The organism is Amycolatopsis sp. NPDC003731 (genome assembly GCF_053586895.1).
The window spans coordinates 164729-181626 of sequence record NZ_JBSFNC010000001.1; the positions used below are offsets into that span (position 1 = coordinate 164729).

Annotated in this window: 16 protein-coding genes; 9 read left to right on the forward strand and 7 right to left on the reverse strand. The window is 72.3% G+C overall.

Features of this window, described 5'->3' with window-relative positions:
• Positions 1-56 precede the first annotated feature (56 nt).
• A complete protein-coding gene (locus ACWDN5_RS00810; protein ID WP_449673743.1) occupies positions 57-1622 on the forward strand; it encodes a beta-N-acetylhexosaminidase in 1566 nt (521 codons plus the stop codon).
• Positions 1623-1624: 2 nt separating this feature from the next.
• Here ACWDN5_RS00810 and ACWDN5_RS00815 read toward each other — a convergent pair whose 3' ends face one another.
• The 6 genes from ACWDN5_RS00815 to ACWDN5_RS00840 all read right to left on the reverse strand — a co-directional run bounded on the left by ACWDN5_RS00815 (position 1625) and on the right by ACWDN5_RS00840 (position 9095).
• The gene (locus tag ACWDN5_RS00815) at positions 1625-2110 is read right to left on the reverse strand and encodes a hypothetical protein (protein ID WP_310973924.1); all 486 of its coding nucleotides are present in this window, start codon (positions 2108-2110) and stop codon (positions 1625-1627) included.
• Positions 2111-2126: 16 nt separating this feature from the next.
• Positions 2127-5624, reverse strand: coding sequence for an ALF repeat-containing protein (locus ACWDN5_RS00820; RefSeq protein ID WP_449673744.1), 3498 nt, complete (start codon positions 5622-5624; stop codon positions 2127-2129).
• A gap of 120 nt (positions 5625-5744) precedes the next feature.
• On the reverse strand, positions 5745-6227 hold the full coding sequence (locus ACWDN5_RS00825) for a hypothetical protein (RefSeq protein ID WP_310973928.1): 483 nt from the start codon (positions 6225-6227) through the stop codon (positions 5745-5747).
• Between the two features lie 105 nt (positions 6228-6332).
• Entirely contained in the window at positions 6333-6935 is a 603-nt protein-coding gene (locus ACWDN5_RS00830) for a TetR/AcrR family transcriptional regulator (protein ID WP_449673745.1), read from the reverse strand.
• A complete protein-coding gene (locus ACWDN5_RS00835) occupies positions 6925-7608 on the reverse strand; it encodes an MOSC domain-containing protein (RefSeq protein WP_449673746.1) in 684 nt (227 codons plus the stop codon). Before ACWDN5_RS00835 ends, ACWDN5_RS00830 begins: the two co-directional genes overlap by 11 nt.
• A gap of 509 nt (positions 7609-8117) precedes the next feature.
• Positions 8118-9095, reverse strand: a complete 978-nt coding sequence (locus ACWDN5_RS00840; protein WP_449673747.1) for an NAD(P)H-dependent oxidoreductase — start codon at positions 9093-9095, stop codon at positions 8118-8120.
• 100 nt (positions 9096-9195) lie between these two features.
• Between ACWDN5_RS00840 and sigJ the strand changes: the two genes are divergently transcribed.
• The 3 genes from sigJ to ACWDN5_RS00855 all read left to right on the forward strand — a co-directional run bounded on the left by sigJ (position 9196) and on the right by ACWDN5_RS00855 (position 11462).
• Positions 9196-10053 (forward strand): RNA polymerase sigma factor SigJ, encoded by an 858-nt coding sequence (sigJ, locus tag ACWDN5_RS00845; protein ID WP_449673748.1) that lies wholly within the window; start codon positions 9196-9198, stop codon positions 10051-10053.
• A gap of 75 nt (positions 10054-10128) precedes the next feature.
• Entirely contained in the window at positions 10129-10926 is a 798-nt protein-coding gene (locus tag ACWDN5_RS00850; RefSeq protein ID WP_449673749.1) for an SGNH/GDSL hydrolase family protein, read from the forward strand.
• Positions 10905-11462 (forward strand): TetR/AcrR family transcriptional regulator, encoded by a 558-nt coding sequence (locus ACWDN5_RS00855; RefSeq protein ID WP_310973939.1) that lies wholly within the window; start codon positions 10905-10907, stop codon positions 11460-11462. The genes ACWDN5_RS00850 and ACWDN5_RS00855 overlap by 22 nt, the downstream gene beginning before the upstream one ends.
• Here ACWDN5_RS00855 and ACWDN5_RS00860 read toward each other — a convergent pair.
• Positions 11437-12453: a GNAT family N-acetyltransferase gene (locus ACWDN5_RS00860; protein ID WP_449673750.1), complete on the reverse strand. Its 1017-nt coding sequence runs from the start codon at positions 12451-12453 to the stop codon at positions 11437-11439. The two genes, ACWDN5_RS00855 and ACWDN5_RS00860, sit on opposite strands and share 26 nt — an antisense overlap.
• Before the next feature lie 71 nt (positions 12454-12524).
• On the opposite strand from ACWDN5_RS00860, the gene ACWDN5_RS00865 reads away from it, so the two are divergent.
• The 5 genes from ACWDN5_RS00865 to ACWDN5_RS00885 all read left to right on the forward strand — a co-directional run bounded on the left by ACWDN5_RS00865 (position 12525) and on the right by ACWDN5_RS00885 (position 16880).
• Positions 12525-13244, forward strand: coding sequence for a DUF2786 domain-containing protein (locus ACWDN5_RS00865; RefSeq protein WP_449673751.1), 720 nt, complete (start codon positions 12525-12527; stop codon positions 13242-13244).
• Between the two features lie 52 nt (positions 13245-13296).
• On the forward strand, positions 13297-14034 hold the full coding sequence (locus tag ACWDN5_RS00870) for a Long-chain-fatty-acid--CoA ligase (RefSeq protein ID WP_449673752.1): 738 nt from the start codon (positions 13297-13299) through the stop codon (positions 14032-14034).
• Between the two features lie 55 nt (positions 14035-14089).
• Positions 14090-14431 carry an ArsR/SmtB family transcription factor gene (locus ACWDN5_RS00875; protein ID WP_310973949.1) on the forward strand — a complete coding sequence of 114 codons (342 nt, stop codon included), beginning with the start codon at positions 14090-14092 and terminating at the stop codon, positions 14429-14431.
• The gene (locus ACWDN5_RS00880; RefSeq protein WP_310973950.1) at positions 14428-14664 is read left to right on the forward strand and encodes a hypothetical protein; all 237 of its coding nucleotides are present in this window, start codon (positions 14428-14430) and stop codon (positions 14662-14664) included. Before ACWDN5_RS00875 ends, ACWDN5_RS00880 begins: the two co-directional genes overlap by 4 nt.
• A gap of 113 nt (positions 14665-14777) precedes the next feature.
• Positions 14778-16880 (forward strand): MMPL family transporter, encoded by a 2103-nt coding sequence (locus tag ACWDN5_RS00885; protein ID WP_449673753.1) that lies wholly within the window; start codon positions 14778-14780, stop codon positions 16878-16880.
• The last annotated feature ends 18 nt before the right edge of the window (positions 16881-16898 follow it).

A 16898-nucleotide genomic window follows, 5' to 3' on the forward strand; every position in this document is an offset into this window, starting at 1 on the left:
CAAATGCCCCGGCTGGTCTGTACCTTTGCAGGGAGTCCCCGACCGGAGGTGCTTCGATGCGCTTGTCCAGAGCCGTCCTGACCGCGGCCGTCGTGAGTCTCACGGCCGCCGGCCTGCCCGCTTCCGCCACGGCCGCCCCGGCCGCACCCGAACGCGGCGTGACCGACGTCGTCCCGGCGCCCGTCTCGGCGAAGGCCGATCCGCGCGGCGACTTCCGGCTCACGCCGCTCACCGTCATCACCGCCGACCGCGGCGCCGGCCAGGTCGCGGACTACCTGCGCGGCCTGCTCCGCCCGGCCACCGGCTACCCGCTGCCGGTCGTGCCGCACGCCGCCGGCCTGCCCGCGATCTCGCTCGAGCTAAGCCACGACCCGCGGATCGGCACCGAGGGTTACCGGCTGAAGGTCGCGCGAGACGGCGTCACGCTGACCGCCAACACCGCCGACGGGCTCTTCGAAGGCGTGCAGTCGCTGCGGCAGCTGCTGCCGTCGGCGATCGAGGCCACCCGCGTGCAGCACCGGACGTGGACCGTCGCCGGCGGCACGATCCTCGACTACCCGCGCTTCGCCGAGCGCGGCGCGATGCTCGACGTCGCCCGGCACTTCTTCAAGCCGGACCAGGTGAAGCGCTACATCGACCAGATCGCCCAGTACAAGGTCAACACGCTGCACCTGCACCTGGCCGACGACCAGGGCTGGCGGATCGAGATCAAGAGCTGGCCGAAGCTGGCCACGGTCGGCGGCAAGACCGCGGTCGACGGCGACCCGGGCGGCTACTACACGCAGAAGCAGTACAAGGACATCGTCGCCTACGCGGCTTCGCGGCACATCACGGTGATCCCGGAGATCGACATGCCGGGCCACACGAACGCGGCGCAGTCGACGTACGCGGAGCTGAACTGCGACGGCAAGGCCGTTCCGGTCCGCACGGACACCGAGGTCGGCTACAGCTCGCTGTGCATCTCCTCGCCGATCACGTACGAGTTCGTCGAGGACGTCGTGCGCGAGCTGGCGGCCCTCACGCCCGGGGAGTACCTGCACATCGGCGGCGACGAAGCCCACTCGACACCGCCCGCGGACTACCTGACCTTCGAGCGGAAGGTCCAGCCGATCGTCGCCAAGTACGGCAAGAAGGTCACCGGCTGGCACGAGATCGCCAAGTCGGCCCCGCCGGCGTCGGCGGTCCCGCAGTACTGGGACTTCGGCGGCGACAACCCGGACGTCGCGGCGGCCGCGGCGCGCGGCAACAAGATCCTGATGTCGCCGGCGAACTACGCGTACCTCGACATGAAGTACAACCCGCAGACGCCGCTCGGCCAGGACTGGGCCGCGCTGATCGAGGTTCGCGACGGCTACAACTGGGACCCGGCCTCGCTGGTCACCGGCGTCGGCGAGAGCCAGATCGCGGGTGTCGAAGCGCCGCTGTGGACCGAGACGATCCGGACCAGCGACGACATCGAGTACATGGCGTTCCCGCGGCTGCCGGGGATCGCGGAGATCGGCTGGTCCCCGCGGAGCACCCACAACTGGGACGCCTACCGGGTGCGGCTGGCGAAGCAGAGCCCGCGCTGGGTGGCGCAGGGCATCGACTTCTACCGGAGCCCGCAGGTCGACTGGAAGTGACCTCAACCCAGGGTCCGGCTGCGGAGGTAGACGACTTCGCGGCCGGGCCCCGGCTTGACGAGCACCCAGAAGGTCGACCACCGGTCCGGCGCGTGGAAGCCGAAGTAGAGGTCGTACCGCACGCCCGCGTCGAGCACCCACCCGAACTGCCGCATCTCCGCCGGGTCGAACGGGGGGTTCTGTGGCCCGATCTCGTCCTGCGGCTTCGCCGGATCGACGCCGTACTGCCGCAGATAACCGTCCACACAGGACTTGGGCGCGGTGAAGGTGACCGCCAGCCGGTCGGTGAGCGGCGGCTGTACGTCGAACCGGAAGCCCTCCACCGGGCACGACGGGAGCGAGATCCGGTACCGCGCCGCGGCATCTTCCCAGCTCACCCCGCTTTCACTGCCCGGGTAGGCCCGCGGGTCGGGCTCCTTGCCGCAGCCGGCCAGAACGGCGGCCGCGGCAAGGAGCCCGAGAACGGCCGTCAGCGGCCGTGCACGCATCGCACTCCTCGCGGATTCATCGGTGCCCCGCAATGTCGAGCTTCTGGTTCGTGCTGCCCTGCACGGTGAAGTCCTGCGCGAGGCCGACGGTGGGCATCTGGGCCAGGTCCTTCACATTGTAGTCAACGCCGTGCACGGTGATCGGCGGCTTGTCGGGGTCGAAGTTGTAGGCCTTCTTCAGGTCCACGCGGTAGCCACCGGTCAGCTGCACCGTCCCGTCGCCGGTCACCTTGGCGGTGAGGTCGCCGGTGAGCCGGTACTCGAACGAGTGCAACGCGAAGATGTGGTCGGACACCTGCGTGAACTGCGAGCCGAGCCAGTTCGTGTCCAGCTTCAGCGCGCACGTGAAGCCGACCGGCCCGGTGCACTTGGCCGCGGCCTGCTTGGCGTAGGCCGCCAGCCGGGTGTTCAGTTCGCCCTGCCACTGTGGATCGCTGTAGAAATTGGCCATCTGATCGGCGCTGAGGACGTAGTCCTTGCCGCTCGCCTTCGCCCAGTGGTCGAACAAGGCGCAGGTGATCGGCCGGTTGTTGCAGACGAACAGCGCGGCCGCGCCCTGTTCCATGGTCAGCATGTTGATGTAGTCCTGCAGCCCGACCCGTTCCCACGGCGTCGGCTCGTGGTAGGCCGGGTGGCCCGCCTGGTCGTCGCTGTAGGGGTGCCCGTCGGGATCGGTCATGTCCGGCCGGCTGCCGCCGCCGGCCTCGGCGATCTCGCGCAGGTAGAGGTCGATCGTCCGCTGGAAGGCGTCGGCCGCGGCCTGCACGGCCTGGTCGCGGCTGAGGTTGGCGTCCGCGGCCGACTTGGCCGCGTCGGCCGCCGCCGTCCGCGCGTCGGCCGCCGAAGCCGCCGCGTCCGAAGCGGACGCCTGGGCCTTGTTCGCGGACTGCTGCGCCTGCTGGGCCGCCTGGTGGGCGGCGGCCTCGGCCTGCTTGGCCTGGTTCGCCGACTGGACCGCCTCGTCCGCCGACGCCTTGGCGTCCTGCGCCGACGCCGCGGCCTGCGCGGCGTAGGTCTTGGCCAGCTCGGCGGAGTCCTTGGCCTGCTGCGCGTAGCGGGCCGCGTCGTCGGCCGCGCCCCGCGCCACCGCGGCGGCCTTGGCCGCCTCGGCCGCGTTCTGGCGGGCCAGCGCCGCCGAGCGGGCGGCGTCGGCGACGTACCCGGCGACCTCGGCCCGGTGGGTGGCGGTCAGGGCGTCCCGCTGCCGCGCCCGGTACAGCCCGGATTCCAGGAACGTCCGGACGACGCCCGCCGGCCCGGCCAGCGCGGCCCGCGCCGAGGCGCGCACCTCCGGCCCGCCGGTCGAGACGGCCTGCGTGGCCAGCACCCGGTCGTCGGCCTCGCGGGCGGTGTACTGCCCGGTGCGCAGGAACGCCCGGACGTCGTCCGCGGTCCCGTCGAGGGCGCGCCGGCCGGCGGCCTGCACGCCGGGTCCGCCCGCCGCGATGATCTGGGTGGCGAGCACCCGGTCGTCGGTTTCGCTGCCCGGGTACCGGCGGTTGCGCAGGAAGTCCTGCACCTGCGCGTCGGTGCCGACCATCGCGGTCCGCGCGGTCGTCGCCTCGGCCGGGTGGGCGGTGGACGCCGCGATGGCCGCGACGCTGGCCCGGTCGTCCTTGCGCTCGGTGGCCGGCTGGACGGTGGTGACGAACGCCTTGACGTCGAAGTCGTCCCCGACCAGCGCCGTTTCCGCGGCGGAGCGGGTGAACGGGCCGCCGAGCTTGAGCAGGCCCGCCGCGGCCTTACGACCGTTGCGCGTCACCACGGCCGCGTCGGCGCCCGGCGTGCGCGCTTCGGTGAGCAGGCGCTGGGTTTCGGCGTCGAGCTTGGCTTCTTCGCCGGCGGTCCAGGTGGCGTCCGCCTGGGCGTCCGCTTCGGCGTCCTTGGCCGATTCGGCCTCGGCCGTCTCCTGGGCTTCCTGCTGGGCCAGCCGCTCTTCGTCGGCCTTGCGCGCGGTCGCGGCGACGGTCGCGGCGGTGTCGGACGCGGTCTTCGCATCGTTCGCGGCGGTGTCCGCTTCCCGCGCGGCGGCTTCGGCTCGTTCGGCCGCGTGGGCGGCTTCGCCGGCGTGGGCCGCGGCTTCCTCGGCGGCGGTGGCCGCCGCATCGGCGTGCGCGGCGGCCGAATCCGCGGCCGCGGCGGCCTGGTTGGCCGCCCCCACCGCCTCGTTCGCCAGCGCGGTGGCGGCGTTCGCCGCGCGGGTCGCCTCGGCGGCCTGTCGCTTCGCCTGCTGGGCCGCGCGCCGCGCCCGGTCGGCCTGCGCGCCGGCCTGCTCGGCGAACCCACCGGCGGCGTTCGCGGCGTCGCCGGCCGCGGTGGCGTGCTGCCCGGCCGCCGCGGCCGCCGTGGCGGCATCGGCCGCGGCGAAGGCCGCGGTCACCCCACCACGGGCGGCATCGGCGGCCCGGCGGGCGTTCCACGAGACCTGACGGGCGTCGACCGCGGCCTGCCGCGCCCGGTCCGCTTGGCCGGCGTCGGTGGCGGCCGCGGCCGCCGCGTTGCGCGCGTTCGTCGCGGCCTGCCCGGCCTGCACGGCCGCGGTGGCGGCCTGGGACGCCGCGCTCGCCGCGATCCGCGCCGATTCGGTGGCCGCGGAGGCCGCCCGGATCGCCGTCTTGGCCGCGTCGGCGGCTCGCCGGGCCGCGTCCGCCGCCCGGCCGGCCGCGGCGGCCGCGGTCAGGGAGTCGTTGCGGGCCGCCTCGGTCTCCTGGGCCGCCCGCTGCGCCGCCTGCTTGGCCAGCTCCGCGGCCTGCACGGCCTGGGCGGCGGCCTCCTTCGCGGCCTCCGTCTGGGCCGCGGCCCGCGTCTGCGCGTCCGCGGCGAGGTCCGCGAGCTGCGACACGGTCAGGGTTTCGTGGTCCTGCGCGACCGCGACCGGGTAGCCGGCGGTGAGGAAGCGCGAGATGTCTTCGTCGGTGCCGTCCAGCGCGATCTGCGCGGCCCGCTTGACCTGCGGACCACCCGCCGCCATCAGCTGGGTGACCCGCACGCGGTCGTCGCCGGCCTGGGCCCGCGCCCGGCCGGAGCTGAGGAATTCCCGCTGCTGCTCCGGGGTCCCGGCCAGCGCCGTCTGGGCGGCCCGCTTGACACCGGGGCCGCCCGCGGCCAGTGCCTGGGTGACCTGCACGCGCAGATCGTCGAGGCTCGGCTGCTGCCACCCGGTGTCGAGGAACGCCTGCATCTGCGGGACGGTGCCGCCGGCTGCGGTCTGCAGGGCGCGCCGCAGGCCCGGGCCCGCCCGCGAGACGAGCTGCGAGATGCGCACCCGCAGGTCCTGCTCGGCGGCGACGGCCAGCCCGGCGGTCAGGAAGGCGTGCACGTCGGCGTCGGAGCCGCAGAGGGCTCGCTCGGCGGCGGTCTTGACGCCGGGTCCGCCGGTCTTGAGCTGTTCGAGGGCCTGCGCCCGCTCGCTCGGCGGCGCCGGTTCGGCGGCGGCCGCGGGCAGTGCGGTGACTCCGGACAGGAAACCCACGGCGGCCAGCACGGCGGCCACGGGTCTGCGGAAGGATTTCATGTCTCGTCTCTCCCCTTTTTTGGGCACGACGAAATCGCGGAACCCGGCCACGCGGAAAACAGCGCGGCCGGACCGCGCGAATGGACGGAATACCGGTCAGCGGAACACGACCGGAGCGGCTCAGGACCGGCCGGAGCGCAATTCGACGAGCGGGGTGAAACCGTTCTGCGGGTCGGCACCCTCTCCGACCGGCGTGTAGGTGTTCTTGACCACGTCGGTGGGCGTCGCGGTGCCCTTGATCACCACGGTGGCCTTGAGCTCGTGGGCGTCGCCGGTGATCGCGAAGACGTCGGGGACGTCCATGGTCAGGTAGCCGGATTCGCCGGTGATGCGAAAGCAGAAGTAGGAGCGCTCGGCGATCCGGCTCCACACCTTGACGAGCGGGCCGCTCGCGGTGCAGTCGGTGAACAGGATGTGCCCGTCACCCTTGAGCAGCCGGATGTGGTACTGCGCGTAGATCGCGTCGGCGCCGGGGTAGTCGTACTCCTCGACGATCGGCGGCGGGACGTCGTCCGCGGCGGCGATTCCGGGAACGAACGGCAGAACGGCAGCGGAAAGAGCACCCGCGACGAGCGGGCGCGCGAACTTCTTCACAGTTTTCATCCCCCTGAAAAAAGGCGGCTTTCGCCGCCTCGAATCCCCGATCCGAAGCCGATCTTACGGAGACCACACCGGGGAAGTCAACGGGCGAACCCGGCGCACCGTTCGCTAACGCCCGGCGGCTTCGAGCCGCGCCCGGATCGCCCGCCGGGCCAGCTCGTAGGGGCGGGTCCCGCCGCCGAGGACGGCGTCGGCGTTGGCCGCGCGACCCAGCGCGTGGAGTTCGAAGGCCAGTATCTCGGCGTCCGCCTCGACGTGCCCGAGCGCGACCGCCTCCGCCGCGGTTTCCCGCAGGAAAGCGGCGAACGAGCCGCCCGCCGCCGCGACCGCGTCGTGCACCCGGCCCGGGCGCGCGTCGAACTCCGCGCCGACGTTGAAGAAGAAGCAGCCGCCCGGGAAGACGCGCTGTTCGGAGTAGGCCAGCCACTTCTCGCACACCGCGCGCAGCCGCGGCAGCCCGGGCGCCACCGCCCGGGCCGGTGTCACGACGTGCGAACGGAAGATCCGCAGCGCCGTGTCGATCGTCGCGAGCTGCAGCTCCTCCTTGGAGCCGAAGAGCGCGAACACCCCGCTCTTGCTCAGCTCCAGTTCGGTGGCCAGCCGTCCGAGGGAGAGCCCCTCGAGACCGTCGACCGAAGCGACGTCGACGGCCCGGCGCAGCACCAGCCGCCGGGTCGCGTCGCCGCGGGCGACCCGGCCGTCAGCCGGCACGCCGCGCCCGCCAGCGGTCCACAGTGGACTGGACGCCGCCGCGGTAGGACGCCGAGAGCGCGGGCGCGGCCAGCACGCGGTCGGCGAGGTCCAGCGCCGCCTCGACCTTGTCCTCCGGCAGCTGCCCGTAGTTGGCGAAGGAGACGAGGTACACCTCGGTGATCGTCGGCCCGTCCGCGCGCTCGACGAGCTCGACCGGCCCGGACGTCGGCACCGTGCCGGGCCGCAGGACGCGCAGGTACCAGCCGCTGCGCCCGCTGTCGATCATCAGCGGCGTGACGTCCTTGCGCCCGGTCTTCATGGCCAGCTTGAAGCACGGCTGCCGCGGCTGCGAGACCTGGACCAGCGCGTCACCCCAGGCCCAGACGTCCCCGATCCGGACGTCGTCCTCGGTGACGCCGGACAGCGAGACGTTCTCGCCGAAGCCGCCCGGCTCGGCGTCGAGACCGTCGGCCGCCCACGCCGGGTAGTGCTCGGCCGGGTAGACGTAGACCGCTTTGTCGACCCCGCCGTGCACGGTGAGGTCGGCCTGGCGGTCGCCGTCGAGGTTCAGCTCGGTCAGGTGCAGCTCCGGGGCGGTGACCCGCGCCTTCGTGATCGCGCTCAGCACCGGCCGCTCCCGCCGGTACCCCAGGACGCTCGGTTCCCCCACAAACACGCCGTCGACGTTCATGAGAGGAAGGTAGCACGATCGTTCGTTTATTTTTCTGGCTCCGCCGGCCGGCTTGTCCGCGGGTTAAGCGAACCGGCGGCCGGCAACGGAAGCCGGCCAACGACGTCACCAGGCCTCCCCCGCCCCTCATCCCAGCTTTCTCTTCAGCCGGCGGAGGGGCGGGGGCGGTCGGACCCGCTCTGCCGCGGCAGAGCACCTCGCCGAAGCCTCCCCAGAAACTCCCTAAGCCGAAGTGCCACATCACGGTGACATTTGGCCCTAGGGCGACCGAACGGCCCTTACAGCTTGCCACCTGCCAGCCCGCCAACTGATCTTTTCTGCCGCCGCAGAAAAGATCAAAAGCTGTCCTCGCCGGACGGGCAGGCTCCGGGATGACCTCCGGGAGCGCTGCCGTCTCACCTTCTGGAGGTGGGCCGCTGGGTGGTCATCCCGTCGCCTGATTGAGGCCTTTCACGGCCTCAGGCGACGGGATGACCACCCAGCTCCTTTCTTGGGTGTTGTTCGGGCCGTCACGGCTCGAGGTCGGTCCGGCCCTGGCCGGTCGCCATGTCGAGCGGCACCGATGCCTGGTCGTGGACGATCACCCAGTCGTCGCCCGTCTTCCGGAAGACGAAGGTCGCCCGGACCCACATGCCGTCCGTCACCACCCCGTTCTTCAGTGTTCCGCTGACCCTGCCGAAGCCGTGTCCGACAGCGAGGTTGCCGCTCGTCGTGATGGTCAGGTCTCGCAGCTCGTAATCCACCTTTTCGAAGACCGTGAACACCCTCGCCCAGTTCTCCAGCTTCGCGTCGGTCCCGACGTGCTGCAGCGGTGGTTCGACGTCGAAGGACACCACGTCCGGCGCGTAGACCCGCCGCAGGGCTTCGAGGTCCTTGTTCCGCAGCCCGTCGATGATCGCGTCGAGCCTGCTCCGGATCGCCGCTTCCGCGTCGCCGCCCCGCAGCGGCGCCAGCGCGGTGCTCCAGGCGACGACGTGGTCGAGCAGGGTGTCCAGCGCGGTGAGCTGGTGGTCGCCCGGCTTGAAGACAGCGTGGTTCTCGAACTCCGTCGCCAGGGGCAGCGTCACCTGCGGGGCCACGTCGGCCAGCTGGAGTGCGCCGCAGACGAGCCGCAGCTGCTCGACCGACCGGGCGCCGCCGACCCCGCCGTACGAGACGAAGCCGGCCGCCTTGCTGTTCCACTCCACGTAGACGTGGTCCAGGGCGTTCTTGAGCACCCCGGGCACGGAGTGGTTGTACTCCGGCGTCACGAAGACGAACCCGTCGCACGACGCGACGACGGCCGCGAAGGCCCGGGTGCGCTCGTCCTGGTACTGCCCCGAGAAGCCCGGCGGCTCTTCGAGGTGGGGCAGCGGGTGTTCGCGCAGGTCGATCACGGCGAACTCCGCGTCGCTCCGGCGCGCGGCGCGCTCGTGCACCCACCGGGCGACCTGGTCCCCCACGCGGCCGGGGCGGGTGCTGCCCAGCACGATTCCGATCTTGGTCATCGTCTTCTCCCCTGTTCGGTTGCCTTCGAGCGGTACGACGAAGCAGCCGCCGGGAACGTCAGGCCCTGACGTTCCGGCAGGCTGTGTCGTCGGAGGAGTCATGACAACGCCATCGGAACCGGTCGTCGCCGAACGACGTCACCTGGTCAACCTCGCCTACCGGCTGCTCGGCTCGCTGACCGAAGCCGAGGACGCCGTCCAGGAGACCTACGCCCGCTGGTACGCCCTGTCGCCGGCGCAGCAGGAGGAGATCTCCTCGCCCGGCGCGTGGCTGACGACGGTGGCCGGCCGCATCTGCCTGGACGTCCTCGGCTCGGCGCGGGTCCGGCGCGAGCGGTACGTCGGCGAGTGGCTGCCGGAACCGCTGCCCGACCAGCCCGATCCGGCCGACCGGATCACCCTGGACGAGTCGGTGAGCATGGCTTTCCTGGTGGCGCTCGAAGCGATGACGCCGGCCCAGCGGGTGGCCCTCGTCCTGCACGACGTCTTCGGGTACTCGTTCGCCGAGGTCGCCGAGACCACCGGCCGGACACCGGCGGCGTGCCGCGAACTCGCCTCCGCGGCCCGCCGCCGGATCCGCGCCGACCGGCCCGCCGTCTCGGTCGGCCGCCAAGCCGGTCTGGTACGGGACTTCAAGGAGGCCTGGGCCGCCGGCGACATCGGCACCCTCGTCGGGCTCCTCGACCCGGACGCCACCCTGACCGCGGACGGCGGCGGCCGGGTCCGCGCCGCGATCGCCCCGATCGAAGGTGGCGAACTCGTCGCCCGGTACGTGGCGGAGCTGGCCTCCTCCGGCGAGCTGACGCTCGAGGAGCGCATGGTCAACGGCCGCCCGGGCCTGGTGCTCAGCCGCGGCGACGAGCTGGCGGCCGTCTACTCCTTCGCCGTCGAGGACGGCCGGATCACCCGCATCTGGGCGATGCGGAACCCGGAGAAGCTGGGTCCCTGGCTGGGGTGAACGCCGAGTAGACACCGTCTACACAAGTTTGATAGACAGTGTCCACAAGGTGAACCACGGGTTACGGAGATCGGGATGAGCTACCACCGTTTCGTCGTCGTCGGCGACAGTTGCGCCGAAGGCCTCGACGACCCGTACCCGGACCAGCGGCACTACCGCGGCTGGGCCGACTTCGTCGCCGCCCGGCTGGCCGAGGACGAGCCCGGCTTCCGCTACGCCAACCTCGCCGTCCGCGGGCGCCGGCTCGACCAGATCGTGCCCGAGCAGCTCCCGGCCGCCCGGCGCCTCGAACCCGACCTGGTCGCCCTCTTCGGCGGTGGCAACGACGTCATGAGCCGGGGCTGGGACGCGCGCACGGTCGCCCGGCGGGTCGACGCCGCCGTCCGGGCCTGCACCGACATCTCGCCCGTCGTCGTCACCTTCACGCTCAGCGACGTCTCCCGCCGGATGCCGCTGGGCAGCCGGATGCGGCCGCGGATCATCGCGCTCAACGACGCCATCCGCGAAGCCGCCGTCAGCTACGGGGCTCAGCTCATCGACCTGTGGCCCGACCAGGCCGTCACCGATTCGCGCTACTTCGGCGCCGACCGGCTGCACCTGTCCGCTCACGGGCACCGACGGCTCGCCGCGTACGTCCTCGCGCGGCTCGGCCTCGATCACGATCCCGCCTGGCTCGCGCCCCTGCCCGGCAGCGCCGCGCCCGGCAGCCGGCGCGCCGACCTGCAGTGGCTGCTCCGGGAGGTGCTGCCGGTCGCCGTCACGCGCACGCGCAACCGGCTGATCGGCCGCCAGCCCGGCGACGGCTTCTTCCCGAAGCGCCCCGACCTGCTCCCGATGACCCTGGACGAGGCATGGGCACGCGGCAACGCCTGATCACGACGGCGTCGGAGCTGCTCGCCGACGAAGGCGTCGGCGCGGTCACCCTGCGCGGGATCGCCAAGGCGGCCGGGGTTTCCCACGGCGCACCCCTGCGGCACTTCTCGGGCCGCGCCGAGCTGCTGTCCGCCGTCGCGACCCGCGGGTACGCCGAGCTGCTCGCCCGCCGGGAGACGCTGCCGGACACCTCCCCGCGGGAGCGGCTCACCGCGGCTTGCCACAGCTACCTCGACTTCGCGCTGACCAACCCGGCGATGTTCGAGCTGATGTTCCGCCGCGACCTGATCGACCCGGACGACCCGGCACTCTCGGCCGCGGCGAGCGCGGTGTTCGACACCTTCGCCGTGCTGGTGGCGGCGGTGCCGACCCGGGTCGCGCGGTCCGGTGCCGACCTGCGGCTGGTCGCCGCGTCGCTGTGGGCCGCGCTGCACGGCCTCGCCCAGCTGTGGCTGTGGGGCGGCCTGGCCGGGGCGAGTTTCGCGCCGTCGCCGGAAGCGGCGCTGGCCGTCACGCTCGACGCCTACCTCGGCTGAGGAGCGCGTCGAGGTCCTGCTGAACGGCGATCACGGCCGGCAGCGAGCTGAAGCCGAGTTCGCGGTTGACCCGGATCATGTGCGCGTTCTCCACCCCGGTGGTGGTGCTGATCCGCCGCAGCCCGGGCCGCTCGGCGAGCAGCCACCGGATCATGTGCGCCTTGACGCACCGCCCCAGGCCGTGCCCGCGGTGCCGGGGGAGCACCGCGGTGTCCCGCTGGTAGCCCCAGTCCGGCCGGCGCGGGTGCACGCACACTTCAGTGAACCCGGCGACGTCTCCGGTTTCCTCGTGGACCGCGGCGACGATCCGTTGTTCGAGGCCCTGCGACCGGGCTTCGGCTTCGGCCGCGCGCACCCGCTCCGCCGTCCACGCCGGCCACTGGTAACCCGAGTCCCCGAGCGGGGCGTCGTGGATCGCCGCCCGTGCGCCGGCGTAGGAATCGAGCAGATCGCCCGGGGCCGCACCCGCCCACCGCACCACCCGGTATCCCACCGGGACGGTCACCTCCCAGCGCGACCGCTCGCCTTCGGCGACGACCAGGGCCTGCCGCACGATCGTCCGCACCGGCCGGAAGCCGAGCGCCTCGGCCCACGGCTCCCCGGCGGATCCCGCGGCAACCTGCCACCCTTCGACGCTCCGGCGGTCCCGCGCGCGCAGTTCCGGCAGCACTGCGTGCAGCAACGCGGTGCCGATCCCCGAGCGCCGCGCGGCCGGGTGCACGACGACGTCGATCAGCCCGATTCCGCTGTTTTCGGCCTCGAGGAAGTGCACCTCGGCGAACGCGACGAGCTCGTTGCGGCGGTAGGCCACCCACTGGGCGGCTTCTCCCATCCCCGGCAGCGGCCTCGTCAGCCGTCCGGCCAGCTCACCGAGCGGCAGCACGGGTTCACCGGGCCGGTCGGTTTCCCGGCTCGCCGCGAGCACGGCGTGGTAAGCGGCGAATTCCGCCTCGGCGGCCGACAGCGGGGCGAAGCGTTCGATCGTCACCATCCCCCCAGTGTCCAGGCCGACACGCCGACCCGGTCCCCGCACCCGAACACCTGATCGAATACCCTCTCGGCATGACCGAGTCAGACCCGCAGCTCGAGCGCATCCGCAAGCTGCTGGCCAAGGCCGAAGACCCGGCGGTCACCGAGGCGGAAGCCGAGGCGTACAACCAGAAGGCCGCCGAACTCGTCGCGCGGTACGGCATCGACCAGGCGATGCTCGTCGCGTCCGGGGCCGGCAGCGACGAGATCGGCACGCTGAAGATCCCGATGAACGACCCGTACAGCCGCGACAAGGCGAGCCTGCTGACCTCGGTCGCGTACCCGCTGCGCTGCCGGACGCTGCTGCACCGCCTCGGCCAGAAGGTCGAGAGCGTCACGGTGTTCGGCTTCCGCTCCGACCTCGGCCGGGTGGAGCTGCTGTTCACCAGCCTCCTGCTGCAGGCGAGCACGCAGCTGACGCGCGTCCGGCCGGACGGCTTCTTCCCCGGCGAATCCCTGGCCGCGTACCGGCGCACCTGGCTGCACGGCTTCGCACGCGCGGTCCACGAACGGCTTTCCCACGCCGAACAGGAGGCCGTCCGCACCGCGGTGCCGGGCGAGCGGTCGGCGGAACTGGTGGTCCGCGACCGCGCGCAGATGGTCCAGCACGCGTTCGACTCCGAGTACGGCGACCTGCGCGCCGCCTCGCCCCGGCGGCTGTCCGGCAGCGGTTACCTCGACGGCCACGACGCCGGCACCCGGGCCAACCTCGACCCGGCCGCACTGACCCGGCGGCGCAAAGCCCTGCGCTGAGTCGCCCGGTTGCCGCTATCGCGGCGGTGATCGCTTCCGCTTGTATGGGCGCATGCGCGTTGTCGATCTTGCCGGCCGCCCCGACCTCCTCGACGCCGCACTGGCCCTCGGCGACGTCGGCGGCCAGTTCATCTACCAGGGCGTGAGCGGCCGGATGATCACCGGCGAGCGCTTCCTGCGCCACTGGGCGCGGTACTTCCTGATCGCCCTGGACGACGCCGGCACGCCGATGGCCCGCGCCCTGTCGGTCCCGCTGGCCTACCCGGCCCCGGACCGCACCGAGCTCCCGGACCACGGCTGGGACCAGGCGATCGAGTGGGCGGCCCACGACATCATCGACGGCCGCGCGCCGAACGCGTTGTGCGCGCTGGAAGTCGTGATCGCCCCGCACCTGCGCGGCACGGGCCTGTCGGCCCCGATGCTGAAGGCGCTCAAGGCCCGGGCGACAGAAACGGGCCTGCGCAAGCTGATCGTCTCGGTCCGTCCGATCGGCAAGGAGGCCGAGCCGGCGGTCCCGATGCCGGAGTACGCGGCCCGCCGCCGCCCGGACGGCCTCCTGGCCGACCGCTGGCTGCGCACCCACGAGCGTCTCGGCGCACGGGTGGTGAAGGTGTGCCCGTTCGCGGTGACCCTCTCGGGATCCTTGTCCGACTGGCACGACTGGACGGGCGTCAAGCTCCAGGAAGGCGAAAACTTCATCCCGGGCGGCATCGCCCCGGTCCACGCCTCGACCGCCTACGACACGGCGACCTACGTCGAGCCGAACGTGTGGATGGAACACCCGATGTGATCTCGGGGATCACCCCGATGGCCAGGCCGCCGACCACCTGCTAACTTTTGTTGGCATGTGGACGACGGGTGACGAGCTCCTGCGGCAGCTGGGCGCCCTCGGCAACCCGCACCGGCTGCGGATCGTCGCGGCCCTGCACGCCGAACGCACCTACGTCAGCAAGCTGGCCCGCGAGCTGCGGATCAGCCGTGCGCTGCTGCAGGTCCACCTGCGCAAGCTCGAAGCCGCCGGCCTGGTCACCGCCAGCTTCGAGGCCGGCGAGGACGGCAAGACGCTGCGGTTCTACGAGCTGACCCCGTTCTCCGTCGTGCTGACGCCGGAGGCGATCGCGGCCGCCGCGCCGACGCTCACCACACCGGATTCCGTCCACGGGGACGGCGAGGAGGGACGGACATGAACTGGCACCAGTGGCAGGAGATCATCGGCGTCACCGGGGTGTTCGCCCTGCTGTCGATCGCGATCGTGCAGCTGGCCTCGACCTGGCGCGCCAAGGCGAAGCTGGCGCGGGAGCACGAATACCGGGCGCTGGCCGAGAAAGCCGTCCGGACGCAGGAAGAGACCGAACGGCAGCTCAAGGACGTCCAGGACCGGCTGCGCTCCATCGAACGCGTGCTCAAGGAGGTCGACTGAAGTGAGGCCCTGGGCCACCGAGCGGCAACTCGGCGGCCCAGGAAGAAGAAGCAATCACCTCGCCCGAGGGCGAGCTCTCATCGGATCACTCCTTCACGGAAGGACCTTAGTTCATGCTGCCCGCAAAAACGCCGGTGGTCGAGACCGTGACGAACTGGTCGTTGCGGCACCGCGCCGCCGCGATCCTCGGCTGGCTGGCGCTCGTCGCGCTGGCCTGGGCCGTCGGCACGTTCGTCCCCGGCACCGACGCGCGGTCGAGCCCGGCCGGCGACGCCGGCACCGGCCAGGCCGTCCTCGACCGCCAGGCCACCCGCGAACCCTTCTGGGAGAACGTCCTCGTCCAGCCCCGGTCCCCCGAGGCCACGGCCGACCTCGTGACCACCTTGACGACGTCGGGCGCGGCCGCGGACATCCGCTCCGAAGTCTCCGCCGACCACCGGTCGGAACTGGTCACCTTCCGGATCACCGGCAGCGGCCCCGAAATCCGGGCCAACCTGGCCACGGCGACGGCAGCCGTCGACACCGTCGCGACCCGGCACAGCGGCGTGCGGCTGGCCCAGGCCGGCGACCTCAGCGTGTCCGGTGCGGTCGACAAGAGCATCAAGGAGGACATCGGCCGGTCGGAGGCCCGCTCGCTCCCGATCACCGTGCTCATCCTGCTGCTCGTGTTCGGCTCACTGGTCGCGGCCGCGATCCCGGTCCTGCTGGCGGCCACCACGGTGGCCGCCACCTTCGGCTTTCTGTCCGTTGTGGACAATGCGATCCCGGTCAACAGCGCGACTTCCGCGATCACCTTGCTCATCGGCATGGCGGTCGGGGTCGACTATTCGCTGTTCTTCCTGCGCCGGGTCCGGGAGGACCTCGAACACGGCACCGACGAGTCCATCCGGATCGCGGCCCGGACGTCGGGGCACGTGATCGTCGTGTCCGGGCTGACCGTCGTGCTGTGCGTGACCGGCCTGCTGTTCACCGGCCTCGACAACCTCCGGGGCCTGACCGTCGGCACGGTCCTGGTCGTCGGCCTGGCCGTGCTGGCCGCGGTGACGGTGCTGCCCGCGACGCTTTCCCTGCTCGGGTCCCGCGTCGACCGCGGCCGCATCCCGTGGCTGGGCCGCCGCCGCCTGCGCTCCCGGTTCTGGGCCGGCGTGGCCGACGTGGTCACCCGGCGGCCCGCGGTCTGGAGCGGGCTGGCCACCGCCCTGCTCGTGCTGCTCACCATGCCCGCGCTGGGCATGCGGCTGCAGGACCCGGCACCGACCGAAAGCCTGCCGCGCAGCATCCCGGTGATCGACGCCGCCGTGCGCGTCCAGGAAGCGTTTCCCGGGGTCACCATGCCCGCGCACGTCGTCCTCTGGAACACCCGTGGCGGCCCGGTCGACACCCCCGCGCTGCGTCAGGCGATCGGCGAACTCACCGCGGAGGTCCCGCGCCCGGCCGTCGTCGTGCCGGTGGATGATGCACTCGTCGTCCGGATCCCGCTCGGCGGCACCGGCAACGACGAAGCGGCGAGCCGCACGCTCACGACGTTGCGGGAAACCCTGCTGCCGCGGACGGTCGGGCGGATCGACGGGGTCGGGTACGCGGTGGCGGGCCGGACCGCCGAAGCACACGACTTCACCGAGCAGGCGATCGCCCGGGCGCCGTACACCTTCGGGTTCATCCTGCTGCTCGCCTTCGTGCTGCTGCTCGTGGTGTTCCGGTCGGTCGCGGTGCCGGTGGTGTCGATCCTGCTCAACCTGCTGTCGGCCGGCGCGGCCTACGGCGTGCTCACCCTCGTGTTCCAGGACGGGTTTCTCGCGCCGCTGCTGGGTTTCACGCCCTACGGCGGGGTGCTCGGCTGGCTGCCGTTGTTCCTCTTCGTGCTGCTGTTCGGCCTGAGCACCGACTACCACGTGTTCATCCTGAGCCGGATCCGCGAGCGACGGCTGTCCGGCGCGCCGGTCCGGCAGGCGATCGTCGAAGGCACCGCGCGCAGTTCCGGCGTGGTGACGAGCGCCGCGCTGATCATGACTGGGGTGTTCAGCGTCTTCCTCAGCCTCGCCGCGATCGAGTACAAGATGCTCGGCCTCGGCATGGCGGTCGCGATCCTGCTCGACGCGACGATCGTCCGGGGTGTCCTGCTGCCCGCCGCGCTGGCCCTGTTCGGCGACCGGCTCTGGCGCCGGGAGGAATTAGCACTCCTTAAAGATCCGTCCAGAACTCTTCACTTGTCCTGACGGGTCCGCTTCGGCACG